This is a genomic window from Burkholderia sp. LMG 13014, assembly GCF_905232215.1.
In the GTDB taxonomy this organism is placed as follows: domain Bacteria; phylum Pseudomonadota; class Gammaproteobacteria; order Burkholderiales; family Burkholderiaceae; genus Burkholderia.
Map to the genome: position 1 here is coordinate 1 of NZ_CAJNKE010000069.1, position 18,983 is coordinate 18,983.

Annotated in this window: 11 protein-coding genes and 1 pseudogene; 7 read left to right on the forward strand and 5 right to left on the reverse strand. The window is 66.0% G+C overall.

The annotated features are described in order from the left end of the window. The 5 genes and pseudogenes from JYJ84_RS11145 to JYJ84_RS11165 all read left to right on the forward strand — a co-directional run. Positions 1–232 (forward strand): annotated as a pseudogene (locus JYJ84_RS11145) (hypothetical protein); the annotation flags it as partial. Between the two features lie 148 nt (positions 233–380). After that, complete coding sequence (locus JYJ84_RS11150) at positions 381–2,204, forward strand: AAA family ATPase (RefSeq protein ID WP_175220654.1); 1,824 nt, start codon at positions 381–383, stop codon at positions 2,202–2,204. Positions 2,205–2,207: 3 nt separating this feature from the next. Further along, positions 2,208–2,852, forward strand: a complete 645-nt coding sequence (locus JYJ84_RS11155) for a 4Fe-4S single cluster domain-containing protein (protein ID WP_175220656.1) — start codon at positions 2,208–2,210, stop codon at positions 2,850–2,852. Between the two features lie 17 nt (positions 2,853–2,869). After that, positions 2,870–9,184, forward strand: coding sequence for an AAA domain-containing protein (locus JYJ84_RS11160; RefSeq protein ID WP_175220658.1), 6,315 nt, complete (start codon positions 2,870–2,872; stop codon positions 9,182–9,184). Beyond that, positions 9,181–10,527 (forward strand): hypothetical protein, encoded by a 1,347-nt coding sequence (locus JYJ84_RS11165; RefSeq protein ID WP_175220660.1) that lies wholly within the window; start codon positions 9,181–9,183, stop codon positions 10,525–10,527. Before JYJ84_RS11160 ends, JYJ84_RS11165 begins: the two co-directional genes overlap by 4 nt. A 54-nt stretch (positions 10,528–10,581) precedes the next feature. Here JYJ84_RS11165 and JYJ84_RS11170 read toward each other — a convergent pair whose 3' ends face one another. The 3 genes from JYJ84_RS11170 to JYJ84_RS11180 form a co-directional block, all read right to left on the reverse strand. Then, positions 10,582–11,316, reverse strand: a complete 735-nt coding sequence (locus tag JYJ84_RS11170) for a lysozyme inhibitor LprI family protein (RefSeq protein WP_122950522.1) — start codon at positions 11,314–11,316, stop codon at positions 10,582–10,584. Positions 11,317–11,735: 419 nt separating this feature from the next. Then, positions 11,736–12,647: a hypothetical protein gene (locus JYJ84_RS11175; RefSeq protein WP_122950521.1), complete on the reverse strand. Its 912-nt coding sequence runs from the start codon at positions 12,645–12,647 to the stop codon at positions 11,736–11,738. Positions 12,648–12,736: 89 nt separating this feature from the next. Then, positions 12,737–13,060, reverse strand: a complete 324-nt coding sequence (locus tag JYJ84_RS11180) for a TfoX/Sxy family protein (RefSeq protein ID WP_122950520.1) — start codon at positions 13,058–13,060, stop codon at positions 12,737–12,739. Positions 13,061–13,347: 287 nt separating this feature from the next. Between JYJ84_RS11180 and JYJ84_RS11185 the strand changes: the two genes are divergently transcribed. Next, positions 13,348–15,393, forward strand: coding sequence for an SMI1/KNR4 family protein (locus JYJ84_RS11185; protein WP_175220662.1), 2,046 nt, complete (start codon positions 13,348–13,350; stop codon positions 15,391–15,393). Between the two features lie 59 nt (positions 15,394–15,452). Here the strand turns inward: JYJ84_RS11185 and JYJ84_RS11190 are convergent, their stop codons facing one another. After that, complete coding sequence (locus JYJ84_RS11190; RefSeq protein WP_122950518.1) at positions 15,453–16,385, reverse strand: GlxA family transcriptional regulator; 933 nt, start codon at positions 16,383–16,385, stop codon at positions 15,453–15,455. 84 nt (positions 16,386–16,469) lie between these two features. Here JYJ84_RS11190 and JYJ84_RS11195 point away from each other — a divergent pair, with 84 nt between their 5' ends. Beyond that, a complete protein-coding gene (locus tag JYJ84_RS11195; protein WP_122950517.1) occupies positions 16,470–17,186 on the forward strand; it encodes a DJ-1/PfpI family protein in 717 nt (238 codons plus the stop codon). 39 nt (positions 17,187–17,225) lie between these two features. Here the strand turns inward: JYJ84_RS11195 and JYJ84_RS11200 are convergent, their stop codons facing one another. Further along, positions 17,226–18,959 carry a site-specific integrase gene (locus JYJ84_RS11200; protein WP_122950516.1) on the reverse strand — a complete coding sequence of 578 codons (1,734 nt, stop codon included), beginning with the start codon at positions 18,957–18,959 and terminating at the stop codon, positions 17,226–17,228. Between the last annotated feature and the right edge of the window lie 24 nt (positions 18,960–18,983).

An 18,983-nucleotide genomic window follows, 5' to 3' on the forward strand; every position in this document is an offset into this window, starting at 1 on the left:
GCTGGTGTTCGCCGAACCGATCGCGCAAGGCAGGATGACGCTCGACGAACGCCATGTGCGCGTCGGCGCGTGGTCGGTGCATTGCGCGACCGGGCGCGTGACGCGCGACGGCGAACCCGTCGACACCGCGATCGAGCCGCCGCCGTCGCCACTGCGCGCGGTGCCGTGGCTGCCTTACGACGAAGCGCTGCTGCAGCGGATCGTCGACGTCGTCGCGGGGTTGCTGGGCTAAACCGGGAAATGAACAGGGCCGTCGAGATTCATTGCTCGACGCCTATAAATCTATCGACTCGTTTCCGGTAGCCCTATTCATTCGGTATATATCGGTCGGGCGGCTATGATAACGTTTTGCTTTCGCTTTCTTTGCGCGCCATCACGACATGCCTGCCTACGTCAAACCCAGATGGTTACGGGATCTGCTGCGTTTCCTCCCGTTGAAAAGCCAGTTCGTGCTCTCGGGAAACGTCCGCGATTTACAGGCATGTGAAGTTGCCCCCGAAGTGGTGACGGCGCAGTCGCTGGTGAATACGCTCGGCGACAATCTCCGCGAGGCGGGTTACGCGCAGCTTGTCGTCTGGAATCCGATTTCAGGCTTCACGGTGCCCGACAGCCGGGTGTCGCCCACGGAGCCTGCCGATGAAACCCTGCGACGTCTCGGCCTGACACCGGCCGATGGCACGGCACCGGGCGGCATCGATGCGCTCACCGCATGCGTTGAACGTCTGGTCGCGCTGCCCGGCCCGCCGATTGCCCTCGTCGTCGATTTTGCTTCTCGACTGGCGATTCGCGCCGAAACGCTGACCCCCGCCGAGCACACGCTGTTCACGCGCGCACTGGTGCTGGCGCATACGGCCGCCCCCCGCCCCGCCGGAGAACTGCGACGTCCGTTTTTCAATACCGTGATCTGGATCGTCGACAAGGAAGGCGATCTGCCGGACTGGTTGCTGATCGACAATCCGCGCATCCGGCATATTCCCGTGTCGAAACCCGACAGCGCCGCCCGTCGGGCGTTGGCCGGTGCATTGCTGCGCGGCGTACCCGGTGCCCAGGCCGCTACGCCGGATCGTCTTGCCGAGGCGGCATCCGCCTTCGTCGACGGGTCCGAGGGATTGCTGCTCGCCGACATGAATGCGATCGCCACGCTCGCCCGCGTCGAGCAGGTGCCCCTCGATAAAATTGCCGACGCCGTGCGGCGTTATAAAGTGGGCGTCACCGAGGATCCGTGGCAGCAAATCGACCGCGACAAGATCCGTCACGCCGACGCGTTCATTCGCCGCCGGGTCAAAGGGCAAGCGCACGCGGTGACGCACATGCTCGATCTCGTCAAGCGCGCCATGACGGGGGTGGGTTCTCAGCGGAAAGGCAACCGGCCGCGCGGTGTCGCCTTCCTCGCCGGCCCGACCGGTGTCGGGAAAACCGAACTCGCCAAGACGATCACGAGCCTGCTGTTCGGTGACGAGAGCGCCTACATCCGCTTCGACATGTCGGAATTCAGCGCGGAACATGCCGACCAGCGCCTCATCGGCGCGCCGCCCGGCTACGTCGGCTACGACGTCGGCGGAGAATTGACGAATGCGATTCGCGAACGCCCGTTCAGCGTGGTGCTCTTCGACGAAATCGAAAAAGCGCATCCGCGCATTCTCGACAAGTTTCTGCAAATCCTCGATGACGGCGTGCTGACGTCAGGGCGCGGCGACCGCGTGTACTTTTCCGAAGCGTTGATCGTTTTCACGTCGAACCTCGGCATTTACCGTCAGGACGAATCGGGTCAGCGCGTGGCGAATATCCAGCCAGGCAACGACTTTGCGGAAATCCAGAAGAAGGTGCTCGGGGAAATCCAGCGGCATTTCAAGCTGGTCCTGAACCGGCCCGAAATCCTGAACCGCATCGGCGAAAACATCATCGTCTTCGACTTCATCCGCGAGGATGTCGCGACGGAAATCTTCGAGCAGATGGTTCGTGCCGTGCTCGACGACGTCGCCTCCCAGGGTATCGCCGTCGACCTGGACGCCGGTTCCAGGATCGCGCTGCAGGCGCAATGCCTCGGTGATCTATCCAACGGCGGCCGCGGCATCCGAAACCAGATCGAAGCGCATCTGCTCAACCCGCTGGCACGCGGCCTGTTCGATCAGGATGCGGCCGCCGGCGATCGATTCGTCATCTCGGGCATCGACTCGGGTTCGTTCCAGTTGCAAAAGCAGTAGGCCATGGACATCCGTGTTTCGCGCCTGCACTTTCCCGTGACGACGCTCGGGCCGGGGCAGCGGATCGGTATCTGGTTTCAAGGTTGCACGATCCGATGCCCGGGCTGTATTTCGATGGATACCTGGGCACACGCCGGGGGCGAAACCACTTTCGATGCCCTCTTGGCGCAGGTCCGAGCCTGGCTGCCCGACGCCACCGGCATCACGATCTCGGGCGGCGAGCCGTTCGATCAGCCCGACGCGCTGATTGCGCTCCTGCATGGCCTGCGGCAACTGTCGGCAGGCGACATCCTCGTCTACAGCGGCCACCCGATCGAATCGCTGGCCGATACGCTGGCACGCGCCGACGGCCTGATCGATGCGCTGATCTCCGATCCGTTCGACATCGACGCGCCGCAGACACGCGCGCTGCGCGGCAGCGACAACCAGCGATTGCATTGCCTGACGGCACTCGGCCACGCGCGTTTTGCGCAGTACGAGGGCGCGCCACGGCACACCGGCAAGGCCCTGGACGTCATGTTCGACGAGGACGGTAGCGTCTGGTTCGCGGGGATACCGGGCCGGGACGATTTTCATCGATTGAGAGACCTATTGACCGATCAGGGGCATCACGTCCGGATCAGTGCCGACAAGGCGAGAAACAGATAAGACAGGAAATGTCAGCCATGATGCGTTTTTGCCCGAATTGCCGAACCGAGCGGTCGGTGGACGAGTGGTACTGTGCCGGCACGGTCGGCGATGCCGTTTGCAACTGGGACTTGTCAGGCGTACCGATCCGGGCGAACGGCTGGCGCCCCCAGGATGTCGTCACGGTCGAGACGGTCAGCCAGCAAGTGGTTGCGGACGCAACCGGATCCGCCGTGCCGCCCTCGTTGTCGTGTACGAACGGCCATCCGATGAACGACGGCGACCTCATGTGCCTCGAATGCGGCGCGGATCCGGCCGCGCCCGCCGACGCGCAGCGGCTCGGCTCCGGCACCGAGGTTCCTGCCGGCAGCTCGGCGGAGGACGCGCCGCCGCCGCCCATCGAAGAAACGCGGATCGACGGCTGGCGGTTGTTGCGTCAGATTTCCAGCACGGACGGCGTGCGCGAACGCTACGTGGCCCAGCAGGACGCGACCGGCAGGCAGGCCGTGCTGACGCTGTATCGACCGGGCGCGGAACCGGACCCGGCAGTCTACGACGTGGTGCGCCGCCTGCCGCGCGAGCACGTACCGGAGATCATCGCTACCGGACGCTGGGATCAACGAGCGTACGAAGTCGCCGAGGAGATGAGTGGTGGGACGCTGGCGGATCTCGGCATGGCCGTACGCGATCGCGCGACGATCCGCCGGGTGGTCGATGAACTGGGCCAGGCACTGCAGGCGTTTTCGGACGTGGGGCTGCGGCATCGGGACCTGCGGCCCGGCACGCTGCTGGTGCGCAGCCGCGAACCGCTGGATCTCGTCATCAGCGGCTTCGGTTCGGCACGGCTGTCCGAATTCGATCTCGATATCGTCTCGCCGCTCGAAACGACGCGCTATATGGCGCCCGAGGCCATTGCAGGCGGTGTCGCCGCGGCATCGGACTGGTGGAGCCTCGGCATGATCCTGCTCGAGCAGCTGACCGACGGCCGCTGCTTCGAGGGCATCAACCCGCGCGCATTTCTGATTCACGTGCTGGCCAACGGCGTCACGTTGCCGGACGATCTGGATCCCTCGCTTCACCTGTTGCTGCGAGGCCTGCTCGCGCGTGACCGGCATCAACGCTGGCAGTGGCCGCAAGTCAAGGCCTGGCTGGACGGCAAACCGGTCGATGCGCCGTCGGCAGCAACGATCGATGCCGATGGCGACGAAGGCGCCAGCATCGCCTTGGGCGCCCGGCAATATCGCAAGCCGGCGATCTTCGCGCTCGCCGCGGCGGATCGCGAGAACTGGGAAGCGGCGCGCGATCACCTCAATCGCGGCGTTGTCCTGACATGGGCGGAACAAGCCGGTGCCGGCGCGAAAGTGCTGGCCGGCCTGCGTCAGGTCGCGCAACTCGACGGCGTCGATGACGATGGCCGCCTGATGATCGCGCTCAAGCTGTTGAATCCCGACATGCCGCTCATTCTGCGCGGCGACATCGTCACGCCCGGCTGGTTGCTGCACAACCCGTTGGAAGGTTACGACCTGGTCACCGGGCCGGTGCCGACATTCCTGGCGCGGCTGGGCACGGAAAGCTGGCTGTCCAGGCTACGCGCTCGAGCCGACGAAGTGCGACACCGGGCCGCGCAACTGGGCATCGAACTGAACGAGGACCTGGTGCGCATCGCGCTGCTTTCCACGTCGCGCGCCCAATTGGCCGCGCAATGGGAAGAGCGGCGCCTGTTGTTGCCGGACTCCGATCATCACGGCCTGCTGTCGCTGTCGGAACGCCGCATCCTCAGTGAGGAAGACCTGATCGTTCTGCTGAGCGCGGCCATTTCGCAGTTTCGCTCGGTCGACGAGATCCTCGACCAGGCGGCGACCCTCGCGGAGCGAGAGCAGATTCTGGTCTTCGATCGCCAGGCTGCCCGGATCGCGCTTGCGCTGCCGCGCGTCGACCTGTTCCATGCCGTCGACGAGCGCATCGCCGGATTCGCGCGAACCGGAAACCCGACAGTCGACGAATGGGCGGAGCAGTTCCGGCTGGAACGTCGCTTGCCGCTGCACGAAGTGGTCGTTCTGTTGTCGGTGCCCGCCGAGCAGTGGCTGGAGCCGCAGAAACAGCAATACGTGTCGCAGATCCTCGACTTCTTCGAGAAAAAAGTCGCCACGACCGTATTGCGCGGTCCGCTGGTACGGATGACCATCGGCAAGACCACGGGGCGGGTCGATCTTCACGAACTGAACGGCGAGCGATTCGCCAGCACCGCGCTGCTCGACCATCTGCTCCAGCGCAATGTCCAGACGGTATCGGTGGACCCGGCCGTATTCGGTGCCGGCGGAACGCTCGAAGGCCGGTTGAACACGCTGTACCGGCAGACCTCGCTCTACAAGCGGGATACCGGCATCGACGGCCTCTATCTCGGCTTCCCGTTCCTGCTTTACAAGGATCATCGCAGCACGACGCGCCCGCGCATCGCCCCCGTCCTGTTGTGGCCGGTCAAATTGCTGATGGAGCTCGGCACGCGACGCCAGGTGGCAATGGCTTTCGACGGCGAGCGCGAGGAGGTTCGCCTGAATCCGGCACTCGAGGGCCTGCTGGGACGCGAGGCCGTCAAGGCGTGGCGTGTCGCAGCCGACGAGGTGCTCGGACGTTCCGCGTTGAAAGCGGCCGACGTGGTCGATGCGTTCGGCCTGCTGGCCGACGTGGAAAGCCGCAAACTCGGTGCGCTGCCGTTGCCGACCCTCGACGTACCCGCCGGCGCGACGCGCCTCGCCTGTGCCGGCGTGCTGTTTCACGTCGACTTCGCCGGCCAGGCCATCGGCGAGGATCTGCGCCAGCTCAAGCAATTGTCGCCTTCCGGCACGGCGCTCGAATCGATGCTGCGGCTCAAGGACAAATCCGACTACGATGCGTCCGAGGCCACGTCGACCGAGCTCGACCGATTCCTGACGGTGGCAAGCGATCCGTCGCAGGAAGCGGCGATCCTGCAGGCGCGTCAGGGCCCCGGATTGCTGGTCGAAGGGCCGCCCGGTACCGGCAAGAGCCAGACGATCGTCAACATGGTCGCCGACGCGATCGGACAAGGCCGCAGCCTGCTGATCGTCTGCCAGAAGCATGCCGCGCTGGAAGTCGTTCGCAAGCGTCTCGTCGCGGAAGGCCTGGGCGATCGCATCGTGATGCTCAACGACGTCAACAAGGACCGCGAGCCGACGATTCGAGCCGTCCGCGAGCAACTGGATGCGATTTTTCGCGGCACCGTGTTCGACCACGGCGCGATACGCCAGCGTGAACGCATGGCCGCGAGAATCGAGGCCCTCGAGGGCGAACTCGACCGCCAGCATGCCGCGCTGCATCACGTCGACGAATCGACCGGCCTCAGCTATCGGGCGCTGCTCGGCGAACTGATCCGGCTCGAAGCCGGCGCGCCGCCGGTCAGCGTGCCGCAGTTGCGTACCCGCCTTGCCACGCTGGATATTTCGGCACTGACTACGCTGGAAGAACACTGCGCACCGCTCGCCCGCTACTGGCTACCGTCGAAGTTCGAGGGCAGCCCATTGGCGCAATTGAAATCGTTCGCGACCGACGCCGCCACGCTCGACGCGTTCAATGCGATCTTCGCGGATTTCCGCGACGCGGAGCGCCTGCGGATCGAGACGCTCGCCGCGCATCCCGCGCGCTTCGATGTCGACGACCCCGCCCCGTATCGGGCCTGGCTCGATGCGAACGCCGGTCGCCTCGTCGCGCTGGACGAGACGCAACGCAAACGGCTGGCTCAATGGCTGCCCTTGTTCCGACCGGCCGGCAATGCCGATGCGGAAGGCCATCGGTATTACGCGGCACTCGGCACCCTGCATCGCGATCTGTTGGCCGTCGAGACCAGCGGCTTCGATGCGGTGCTGTCGGCTGCCGTTGCACACCTGCCGGATCCCGCGCTCCGCAAGCTCGAGGCCCAGGCGACGTTGGCGACTCGCGCCCCGTCTCTCTTGCGCCGCCTGAACCCGGTCACGTATCTGCGGCGTGGCCGCCTGATGAAGTTCGTCACCGGCTGCGGCGCGCCCGCGACCGACGAGACGCTCCGCAAGCTACTGGCCGCCACCCGGCTCGAAAAGATCTGGCGGCCGCTGCGCGACACCTTGAACACGATCAGCCGGGCATTGCACCTCGAGACGGTCGAGCCGGCCTGCGGGCCGGCGCTCGCCGATGCCTGCCTGACCCGCCTGCGCCAGCTCGAAGAAATCCGCGAACTCGCGCAGCATCTGGCGATCGCGCCACGCGGCGACGAGTTCGACTCGGCCGTGATGACCGGTGATCGGGCACCCGTCGAACAGTTGCTCGACGGTTTCGAGACCGCGTTCGTGCGGCACAACGCGCGCCAGCATAGCCTTCGGGCGCTGAGGCTGCTCGATGAGTGGCTCTCGGCAGAACTCGTGACCGCCTGTCGGCAGGCCATCGCTGACAACATCAGTTATCAGGCGCCGTTGAACCGAATCGGCGATGCGTTGCCGACGCTGGCCGCGTATCAGCAATTCCGCACCCGGGCACGGCATGTCAGCGCCGACGCACTCGACGTGTTTGCGATCATGCGCGACCACGAAGACGCGCTGACGCGCGTGCCACCAGAGCACCTCGACGACGCCGTGCGGCGCATGATCAACCGCGAGGCGCGGCTCGGTTGGAAGCGGCGCATGGAGCAGGACCATCCCGAGCTGCTGCTCGACCAGAGCGAAACGGCCGCCAAGATCGACGCACTCGCGGCCGCCGACGCGGAAATGCGGCGCCTGAACCGCGAGATGCTTCGCAACGGCATCGACCACGGCCGACTGGGTTCGGTGCGCGATTGGGAGGACGTGACGCGTTTGACCGGCCGGCGCTCCCGGCGCCTGCGCGAATTCATCGAACTCGGTACGGGGCTGGGCCTGATGGCGCTGCGGCCCGTCTGGCTGATGAACCCCGACGTCGCGAGCCGCGTACTGCCGCTGAAATCGGGGCTGTTCGATTCCGTCGTCTACGACGAGGCCTCGCAGATGCCGGTGGAATACGCGATTCCGACGCTGTTCCGCGGCAACCTGTCGATCGTCAGCGGCGACGAGAAGCAAATGCCGCCGACGGCGTTCTTTTCGAGCCGGGCGGAAAGCGACGAGACCGACATCTTCGACGGCGAGCAACCTGACGAGGGCGCGACGGAAGACGAACGCGAGCGCTTCGAGGACACCTGGAACCGACGCGAAATCAAGGACTGCCCTGACGTGCTGCAACTGGCACGGAGCGCACTGCCCGTGTCGACGCTGCAGATCCACTATCGTTCGGCCTATCGGGAGCTGATCGGCTATTCAAACGCCGCGTTCTACGAGAACAACCTCAGTGTGCCGGTCCGTCACCCGGATGCCACGGTGCGCGAGGTGAAACCGCTCGAACTCATCCAGGTGAACGGTCTTTACGAACAGCAGACCAACAGCGACGAAGCGGATCGCGTGGTCGCCTATCTGGCGCAACTGTGGCAACAGCCTTACGCACAGCGCCCGTCCGTCGGCGTGGTCACGTTCAACCGCAAGCAGGCCGACCTCATCCTGGAGCGCCTGGAGCAGCGCGCGGAAGAGGATGAAGCATTCCGCGACGCGTATCGCGAGGAACTCGAGCGAACCGATCGCGGCGAGGACATGGCCGTCTTCGTGAAGAACGTCGAGAATGTCCAGGGCGACGAACGCGACATCATCGTCTTCTCCACGACCTTCGGGCGCAACGGCCAGGGCACCTTCCGGCGCTTGTTTGGCGTGCTGGGCCAGAGCGGCGGCGAACGGCGTCTCAACGTGGCCGTGACGCGTGCCCGCCATAAAGTCGTGCTCATCACGTCGATGCCGATCCGCGAGATCTCCGACATGCTCACGACGCAGCGCAAGCCGGCGATTCCGCGCGATTATCTTCAGGGCTATATGGAATACGCACGTGCCATGTCGAACGGTGAACTGCCCGCCGGCCGCGCATTGCTTGGCCGCATGAGCAGCGAACGGGCACATGCGAAGTTGCGGCAGACGGGTGCCGTCGACGGTTTCGCGGAAGATGTGCTGGCTTATCTGCAGGCGCTCGGCCTGTCACCGGTCCCCGCACAGGAAGGCGACGCCTTCGGGCTTGATTTTGCGATCGCCAATCCGGAAACCGGCCTTTATGCGATCGGCATCGAATGCGATGCACCGCGTCATCCGTTGCTCGAACATGCGCGTGCCCGGGAAATCTGGCGGCCGTCCGTGCTGGGACGCGCCATTCCGATACTGCATCGCGTGTCGTCGCAAGCCTGGTACCACGCACCGGAGACAGAGAAGGCTCGCCTGAAAGCCGCCGTCGCGCAGGCGCTGAACCAGGAGGTGATGGCATGAGCGGCCCGAAAGTCGTCCGGATCGTGACACGCGAGGAAATCGTCGCGATCTGCGAAGGACATCTGCAGCGCCTCGACCAGGCCATCGCCACCTGGATTGCCGAAGGCCGACGTACCGGCGTGCTGTCGGACGATGAGATCGCGGCGACCCGGGCTCGGCGTGAAGCGCTGGGCGCATTGATCGCCGCCGACGCGTTCGTGGATTTGCAGAAGAAAGTGCCCGACGAGATTGCTTTCCTGAAGGCGGATCTCGTCCGGCGTCAACAGGTGGCAGTCGAGCAGGCCGAGCAGGCAGCGAAACGCAGGCGGCAAGGACGGCACAGCGCGGCGACCTTGCTCGGCGCACTGGAAGCGAAAGGGATCGAGATTCCAGCCGAGCTTCATGGCCAGCTCGATCGCCTGCGCTCGGGCGACCTGCTCGAGCATGCCGATGCGCTGCTCGCGCAAGGGTTCGCCCTGCTGACGCCGGCTGTGGGACGCACACTCAACGATGCGCAACGGGCGCTGGCGAATCGCCTGATGCCCGCCGAAGCATCGGCGGACTTCGAGACCTGGAAAGCCGCGCAACGGGCGGCGTCTCGTGATCCTTCCATCGACCGTCTCGATCGACAGATCGGTGAGGCACGGGTATTTCTGGATTCGCAAGCCGTTGCCGGGTTCTCGTCGAGACTGGATGCGCTCGAAGACGAGGTGAACGACGCGCGCAAGAGCCTGTTGCTCGACAGCCTGATCCTCGACCTGTCGAGTGCCATCGAGGCCGCCCGCGCACGGCGCGCGGCGATCGCGGCACTGGAAGAACTGACGGCGGAGATTCGGGCTTGCCACACGGCAGACGCGGCGAATTTTGTCGAACGCGCTCGACAGTGCGATATCGCCACCTCGCCGGACGTCGTGGCCGAGTTGACCCGAGCCGGGCAGGACCTGATCGCGCAGGTGCGACAGCAACAGGCAGCGGAGGCTCGGCGCAACGCGATCCTGAGCGGCCTGGCGCGACTCGGCTACGAAGTGCATGAGGGTATGGCCACCGCATGGGCGAAGGACGGCCGGGTCGTCGTCAAGAAACCTTCGCTGCCGGATTATGGTGTCGAAGTCGGCGGTCAGGCTCAGGCCGGTCGCCTGCAGGTTCGGGCCGTCTCCCTCGTCGCGAATCGCGACGTTGCCCGCGACAAGGATGTCGAAACGCTCTGGTGTGGCGAGTTCGGCCGGTTGCAGGCGTTGCTGGCCCAACATGGCGACGACTTGCTGATCGAACGGGCAATGGGGGTGGGCGAGGTACCGCTCAAGGTGGTGGCCGAACTGGACCATACGCCCGGCATGGAAACAGTCGTGCGCACACTGAAGTAAGTGTTCCGGGCGCGGCGTTCACCGCGCGCCTGGGCCTTCCGCGCCGAAGCGAATCTATTTCCCGTCCTCGGGAAGCAAAGGCTTCGAACCTACCGATCCCACGAATTGACCAATTCTCTCGCCGTATACGCGACGCAAGCAATCAAGGTCCTTGCCACATTGATGTCGGGTGGCGATCCAGTCTGACTCGGATTGCCGGAGAGCCTCCGGATCCGAGACGGTTTGCAATGCAGCCGCATACAGCTGAGCCAACCGCTGGTCCATTGCGGCCAAACCCGGATCATGACAGACAGCCGCTTCGTCATCGTGCGATGCTCGTGAGCAGTCGAAACTGGTCGCAAAAGTACGTGTTTGCACGGCACGATCGGCCGGCGCTTCGGAGGCGCCGCTGTTCTGCTCGGATATTTCGAATGACGGACGCTCAGACTTGGACACACTCGATGCCGGTTCAGCTGATGCATGCACCTCCGACAGCACATTCTCGTTTGTTGGTTTAGCTGAATCTGCGGTGGGAAAATCCCCCGCTGCCCGGACTTCGTGCGTCACGTCGTTTCCGGTCGCTGGCACGTCCGAATCCGATATGCGGTTAACCACTAGTCCGAATACAAATAGACCAATACCACATAACAAAATCTTGCCCGACCGGACAAAATTTCTAGAATCCGGCTCGTTGTTCTTATAGCCGGTCTTGAATCTTCGATCTACCTTGCGCGTGTCTACAAAACCGCCAATACCGATCAGCGATGCAAGCACACCTATACCGACCAGGCTGTTTCCTATTGCTCCCATATGATTTCCCCGATGCGAATTTCGTGATTATTTTTTGAACGTGACCTTCGGCGGTTACGCCAAGCGTGATTCGAACAGATCCGGACAGGTTCCCTAAGCCGTTGCGCCCTCGTCGCCCTTAGTCCCCTTCGTTCGATCACGACAGGATCTTATTCCACAGTCACGCGGAAGCGCGACAAGACACTCTTCCGTCGAATTCGCTGATTCTGCCTAGTCACACGGACAAACAGATAGCGCGCGAAGCATTACGTGATTTCCGGATGGTGATTGCGAATAATCGACCCCGACACGCTCCAGACAAAACAGTGCCGAATTGTGTCCGCAACTCGCGCCCAAGGATTCTTTCACGTCACTCCAGCCACGTGGGCGCCGTACACGAGGCTGTCCGCTTGCTGCACGCCATCACGCATGCACATTGCTTACCGCACCGCCTGCTGCCGCTGCACCTCCTGCGCTTTCATCTGCATATATGCGCCGCGCTCGACCTCATGCAGTTGCTGCGGATACTGCTCGGTCGCATCGAACCAGCGCGCGAGGCGCTGGTCGAGCGGCTTGTCGAGCGTCGCGAGATACGTGTCGATCGCGAGGTAATAACGCATCGTGTTGCGCTCCAGCAGCCCGCGCACGCCGCCGATGTACTGCGGCTGCGCGGCCGATGCGCCGCTGACGGTCGTGAAGCCGACCTTGTCGCTGCCGACGGTCGCCAGGTAGGTCTTCATCGCCATGCGGCCGACCGTGCCGAAGCCATACGAATACGTGAGATGCAGGAACGTGCGCGACGCGCCGACCGGCACGGCTTCCAGCGCGATCCGGTAGTCCTTCGTGCCCATCGGGCCGCTGTCGGCGGTCAGGTCGACCTGGAAATAGTCGGGCGTCGCGGCCGCCACGCGATAGCGGAACTGCACGCGATAGGTGTCCGACAGCTTCTGCTGGATCTTGCGGCCGAGGTTCACGTCGAGCACCGGGCCGTTGCTGCCGCTCGACGCATGACAGTACTTCGTGTTCAAGTGCAGGATCAGCACCGCGCACCAGTTCGCAGGCCCCTGCGCAGGCTCGTCGAGCTGGCTGCTCACGACCGCATACGGATAATCGACCACCGCGTAGATGTCGCCCTTCAGCGACGACGACGCTTCCGCCGATTCGAGGACCAGCGGCCGGTGAAACGCGTTGTCCTTCAGTTGCGGGCCGAGGCTGCGGTAACGGTCGAGCAGCGTCGCCGCATCGTCCGCGCCGAACGACTGCGCGCTCCAGCCAACGCACAGGGCCGCGACGAGCGCGTGCCACGCGCGGCGAGCCAGCCACATGCCGCGCGGATGTCCGGATGTCTTCATTCTTGTGCTCCCGCCTGGCGCGCGATGGTCGCGCACATGTGTCACAGAATACGCCTGGCCGCAGCGCAACATTGCACCCGAAAGGGCCGCTATCGGCTCCGCTTCACCGGCACCGGCAACTGCGCGGCGGTGATCCGGATCAGCGCCGACAGCCATTCGCGATCGTCCCAGCGTTCGCCGGAGATGACGAGGTGCGGCTTCGCGCCCGGGTACGGCGAACCTTCTTCGCAGGTGCCGAGAAACGCGCGGCCTTCGGTCGTCGGTTTGACAAACAGCCGATCGTCGCAGACGAGCGCGGCCATCTTGCCGTCGCAATAAATGCCGAATTCGCCGAACATCTTGCGCGCCGAGACCGTACCGGCCGCCGCCATCTGCTCGACGATGAAATCGACTGTGCTTTGGCTCGATGCCATCTGCCGCTCCTTGCAAAAAGTTTATGACCGCAGTGTGCACCAGACCGTTCCGCGTGATTGGCAGATACGCTGCGGCGCGTCATCCCTGCGTCGAAGGCACGCGCATTCAGGCACGGGCAGGCCTTCGACGCCCGCCACGCCCTGACATCCCTGACAGTTACATTACGTTTCGATGAATCGTCCAATGACGCTTCACAAAAAACTGGCTTCGCCGATGTGCCGGGAGAGCGGCACGGGCCACCCGACCGGATCGCCGTGCGCCCCGAAGCGTCGATACAAGGAACCCGATGAGCGTACCCGCCCCCTTCCCCGCGTGGCTCAAGCAGGCCTATGAGTACTATTGCCGCCAACTCGTCCCGGGCGCGATGCTGAGCGAGACGATCGCGATCGACGACGCCGTGTCGCGCGTCACCGCCACCGACGTCATCGCTCCGGACGATGTGCCAGCCGTTCCGCTTGCCGCGTGCGATGGCTATGCACTGCGCGCATCCGACACGGCTCGCGCGACACGTCGCGAACCCGTCGATCTCGACTGTGCACTCTCGCTGGGCTATCTGGCATCACGAACGGCCAGCCCGGCCGCACGCGCGCTCGCGTCCGGCCACGCCGCCAGCATCCCGGCCTACGTGACGATGCCGGAGCACGCCGACACCATTGCGCCGACGTCCACCCATCGCTGGGCCAGCGCGGACGTTGGCGCGTACCTGCGGTTTCGCGCGCCGTATGCGCCCGGCCAGCACGTGATCGCCGCCGGCAGCGAATACCGGAAAGGCGACGTCCTGCTCGCGAAGGGGCTGCGGATTACGCCGGCGCGGCAGGCCGCGCTCATTGCGGCGGGCGTACGCGAGGTGGCCGTCACGAAGCGGCCGCGCATCGGCATCGTGATCGCCGGCTACGAGGTGGTGCCGCCTGGCCATGCGCGCGAATCGTGGCAGCGCTACGATTCGTGCGGCCCGTATGTCCGCGCGATCCTGCGGCAATGGGGTTATGACGTGCTTGCCATCGAGTATCTTCCCCTGCCCTCCGCGGTTCCGTGGTCGGCCGAGGCATGGCGCGACGACCAGGCGTTCGGGCGACAACTGGCCGAACTGGCCGGGCGCTACGACCTGATCGTCGGCGCCGGGCTGCCCGCGGGCAATTCATTCCAGATTCGCGGCCTGAGCAGCCAGATGGCGTACCCGAACAGCCGGGACACGATCCGGATCAAGCAGACGCCCGGTGGAGTATTCAACGTCGGACGCAGTGAGAACCGCTCGCCGCCGAAGAAGTGGATGGTGGAATATACGAGGCCGAACGGCTACATCTACCGGTCGGAAGCGAAGGTCAGCTACGATCAGGCGGTACTGGTCAACCTGCCGGGCCATACGAGCGGCGTCGCGGTGTTGATGCATGCGATCGTCCGGTATGTGCTCGATTCGCTGGAGCATGTCGCGTCGCCAGGGCCGCACTGGGAAACCGCGCTGACCGCGCACGATATCGAACCGGACGCCGAACTCAACGGGATGCGCTGGGGCATCCGGCACGGTGCGGAACGCGGCGAATCGCGGGTCAGCCTGCTGCCGGGCCAGGGTGAAGGATCGATTCGCGCCGTGACCGACGCCGATGTGCTCGTCGCGATCCCGGCCGGGGAAGCGGTGCTGCCTGCCGGTACGCCCGTCCTGTTCGTGCGGCTCGATGGCACCGGCCACGAAGCGCCGCGTCCCGGCGAGGTAACGCCAACGGAGACGGCGACGGACGCGCCGCCGCCTCCACCACCGCAAGCAGTCGCCACCGGCACCGGCACATTGGTTGCTAACGCAACCGTCCCCGTCGTTCGCGAGTCATGGCAACACATCGAAAACTGGATCGCCGCCGATCCGACGCAGCTTCCCGGCGGCCTCAACGGGCCGGCCTCAGCGGACGCGATCGCCACATTGCACGCCACGCTAGGCACGACGTTGCCGGACGACCTGCTCGAAAGCCTTCGGCTTCACGATGGCCAGGCCGATCCGGCAGCCGTCTTCGCCGAAAGCGACGCATTGCTGAGCGCGCACGAGATCGTCGCGCAATGGTCGATCTGGAAGAAACTCGTATCGGGCGGCGACTTCGACGACATGACGTCCGATCCGCCTGCCGGCATCCGCGACGACTGGTACAACCTCAAGTGGATTCCGTTCACGCACGACGGCAGCGGCAATCATCTGTGCGTCGACCTCGATCCCGCCGAAGGCGGCACGGTCGGGCAAGTGATTCGGGTCTGGCATGACGACGAGCAGCGTGAACGGGTTGCATCGAGTTATGCGGAATGGCTCGCGCGCGTGGCGGCGGAGCATGGCGATCCTGCCGGCGATTGAGCGGCCGGTGAAAGCGGCGCGACCTGTCGCGCCCGTCGCCGATCGCGCCGGTGCCCCGTCTACGAACGCAGCGCGGACGGCGCAACGCCCAGCCAGCGCTGGAAACTGCGCCGCATGTTCTCCGTATCGCCGAACCCGCACTCGTTCGCCACGCGCTGCAGCGATGCCGCACCGCTTTCCAGCGCGGCGCGGGCGGCTTCCACGCGCAGTTTCTCGACGGCCTTGGCCGGCGTGACGCCGGTTTCCGTCTGGAACGCCCGCGCGAACTGACGCGGGCTCATGCACGCCTGCTCGGCCAGGTCGCTCACGCGCAAGCGCGCGCCGAGATTGCGGCGAATGTAGTCGAGCAACGGCTGGAAGCGCCCTTGCGCGCTGTCGAGTTCGATCAGCGCCGAAAACTGCGACTGCCCGCCGGGGCGCCGGTAGTACACGACCAGCCGTTTCGCGACCGCGCGCGCCAGCCGCTCGCCGCGATCCTCGCCGATCAACGCGAGCGTCAGGTCGATGCCGGCCGTGATGCCGGCGCTCGTCCAGAACGGCCCGTCGTTCACGTAGATGCGGTCGAGCGCCAGCCGCACTTGCGGAAACGCCTGCGCGAAGCGCTCGCCGCAGCCCCAGTGCGTCGTCGCCAGCCGGCCGTCCAGCACGCCGGCCGCAGCCAGCAGCAGGCTGCCCGAACAGACACTCGCCACGCGGATGCCGCGCGCCGCGCAGCGCCGGACGAACGCGCACGTCGCGTCGTCTGCCATCGCGGCATCGACGCCATCGCCGCCCGCGACCAGCAACGTATCGAGGTCCGCCGCGTCCGGCAACGGCTCGGCGTGCCAGCTCACGCCCGACGAACTGCGGACCAGCCCCGGCTGTACCGCGACGATGCGAACCGCGTAATACGGCGCACGCGCGTAGTCGGCCATCTCGAACGCGGCAACGGGCCCGGCGGCATCCAGCAACTGGAAGCCGGGATACACGAGCATGGCGACGCGATGGGTCATGGCAGAAAGTGCGGGAGAAATGACATTGCGACGGACGGCGCGCGGCCCGATGCTACAGGCCGTTCATGTCTTCGGGAAATCGTGATGGCCACCACGCCGTTCATCGTCGTATTCGCATTGTTCGATCATGTCACGCAGCTCGATTTCACCGGGCCGGACGAAGTGTTCTGGCGTCTGCCCGGCGCGCGGATTCACCGGGCTTCGGTGCGCGGCGGATCGATTCGCGCGGACAGCGGCCTGCTTATCGCCGAGATCGAGCGGCTCGCCGACATCGCACACGCCGATCTCGTCTGCGTGCCGGGCGGGCTCGGCGTGATCGACGCGATCGCCGACGACGCGTTCGTTCGCGAGGTGCGCCGGCTCGCGCAGGGCGCCCGCTATGTTACCTCCGTGTGCAGCGGGTCGCTGGTGCTCGGCGCGGCCGGCTTGCTGCACGGCCGGCGGGCCGCCTGCCACTGGGCGTGGCGCGACCTGCTGCCGCCGTTCGGCGCGATCGTCGACACCGGCCGCGTGGTGCGTGACGGCCCGGTCATCACGGGTGGCGGCGTCACCGCCGGTATCGACATGGCGCTGTCGCTGATGGCCGACATCGCCGGCTCGGAATACGCGCAAGCGGTGCAGCTCGGTATCGAATATGCGCCCGAGCCGCCGTTCGACTGCGGGCGTCCGGAGCGGGCCGCGCCGGACATTCTCGCGTCGGTGTCCGCGCTGTTCGAGCGCGTGCGGCCCGATCGTCATGCGGTCGTGGCGCGCGCGGCGCAGCACCTCGCACAGCCGGACGCAGGCCGACAGGCGACCTGACGACGCGCAGGCAGCCCCTGCCCGATCCGCACGACGCCGTTATTTGTCGGCCGCGAACGCACTCGACATCTGCCGCGCCCGCTTCACATCGTCGCCATGCAGATAAATCGACGTCGTGGAAATCGACGCATGTCGCAAGTTGTCGCGCACGGTCGTCAACTCCGCGCCGCGCGCCAGCGCATGCGTCGCATGCGTATGACGCATCCAGTGCGGGCTCGCCTGCCGCAGCTTCTGCGCGAGCGCGGGATTGTCGGCATCGACCTGATCGGCCGTCTGCGCGAAGAAACGCTGCATCACCTTCCACAGCCGCACGCTCGTGATCGCGGCCTCGCCCTCTTCCGCGAGGCTCGGGATCAGCGGCGTGTCGGGCCGCCAGCGCGACGGCGTGACCGGCAGCCGGCGTGCGACCAGAAAACGGTCGAGCCCCGTGCGCGCGAGCGGCGGCAGTGCGACACGCGCGGCCTTGCTGCCCTTGCCGATCACCTTCAGCCACGCGTCGCCGTGCACATCGGTCTCGATGTTGCCGAGCGTCGCGCCGACCAGCTCGCTCGCGCGCAGCCCGGTCGCATAGCCGAAATCGAGAATGAAGCGCAGCCGTTGCGCGGCGGCCGCCGTCCAGCCGGACTGCGGCGCAGCCTTCGTGCCCTTGCGGAACTCGAGCCCGTCGGCGATCGTGCGCACGAGCAGCCACTCGCCTTCGGTGAACGCATGCGACGTGTCGAGTGCGTTCGCGCCGCGCGTGTCGCGCACCTTGACGCCCGCGAACGGATTCGCGAGCAGGTAGCGCTGCTCGATCAGCCAGCGGAACAGCGCTCCGAGCACCGACAGCGTGTACGCCGCGGAGCGTGCGGACAGCGCGCCCGAGAACGGCCGCCAGTCGGGCGCACCGCGTGGCCGCACGGGCCCGACCCAGCGTTCGTGCGGTGTCGGGCGCCGCACGAACGCGCGATACGCGACCGCATCCTCGGTCGTCAGCGACGACAGCGCGCGGCCGCGCTCGACGATCGCCCACAGGATCAGCCGCTCGGCCTCCTTCCGGTACGCACGCCGTGTCGCGGCCGATTCGTGCAGCGACAGCCACGCGTGCACGGCCGCGTAATCGTTGTCCGCATCGAGCGTGCTGGTTGCGCGCGGCGCGCGGAACGTGCCGGCCGAGCCGTCGACCTCGTGCGGCAGCTTCAACTGCTCCCACGGCACGATGCTGCCGCGCGGCGTCGCCGCGATCAGCGCGCGCGCCCGTTCGGTCAGGTCCGGATGCGCGGCAAAAAATGCCTCGATGTGCCGCGCGCTGGCCACGCCGAGGCCCGCGATTGCGCGCCACCACTGGCGCCGGCGCGGAATCCGCACCGTGAGATCCGCGAGCGTCGCGATCCCGTGCGCACGCAGCGCGACGACCGCACGCGCGGGTAGCCACAGATCGACGTCGTCGCTGATCTGCGGGACCGGCGGGCGCGCATGACGCAGCAGGCCGATCGCTTCGGCGGCAGCCTTCGCCTCCTGCAAACGCTCACCGTCGGGATGACCGAGCCGCTCCGCGAGATCGGGCCGGCCGGCCTGCCGCGCGACGCGCACGAGACGGCGGCGGATGACGCCGATCACACCGCGCGCCGAGCGCCCTTCGCCGAGACGATCGGGCAGGTAGCGCGCGACGGCCTGGCGCACGGTCATGCCCGCGTACCACGCACGCAGCGCAGCCAGTTCGTCGGCGTCGGGAAAGCCAGCGGGTGCAGGCGCGGAATCGGAGGAAGGCGGTGAGGCGAGGCGCGGTTTCATGCGCGTCAGTTTGACAGAAGCGCG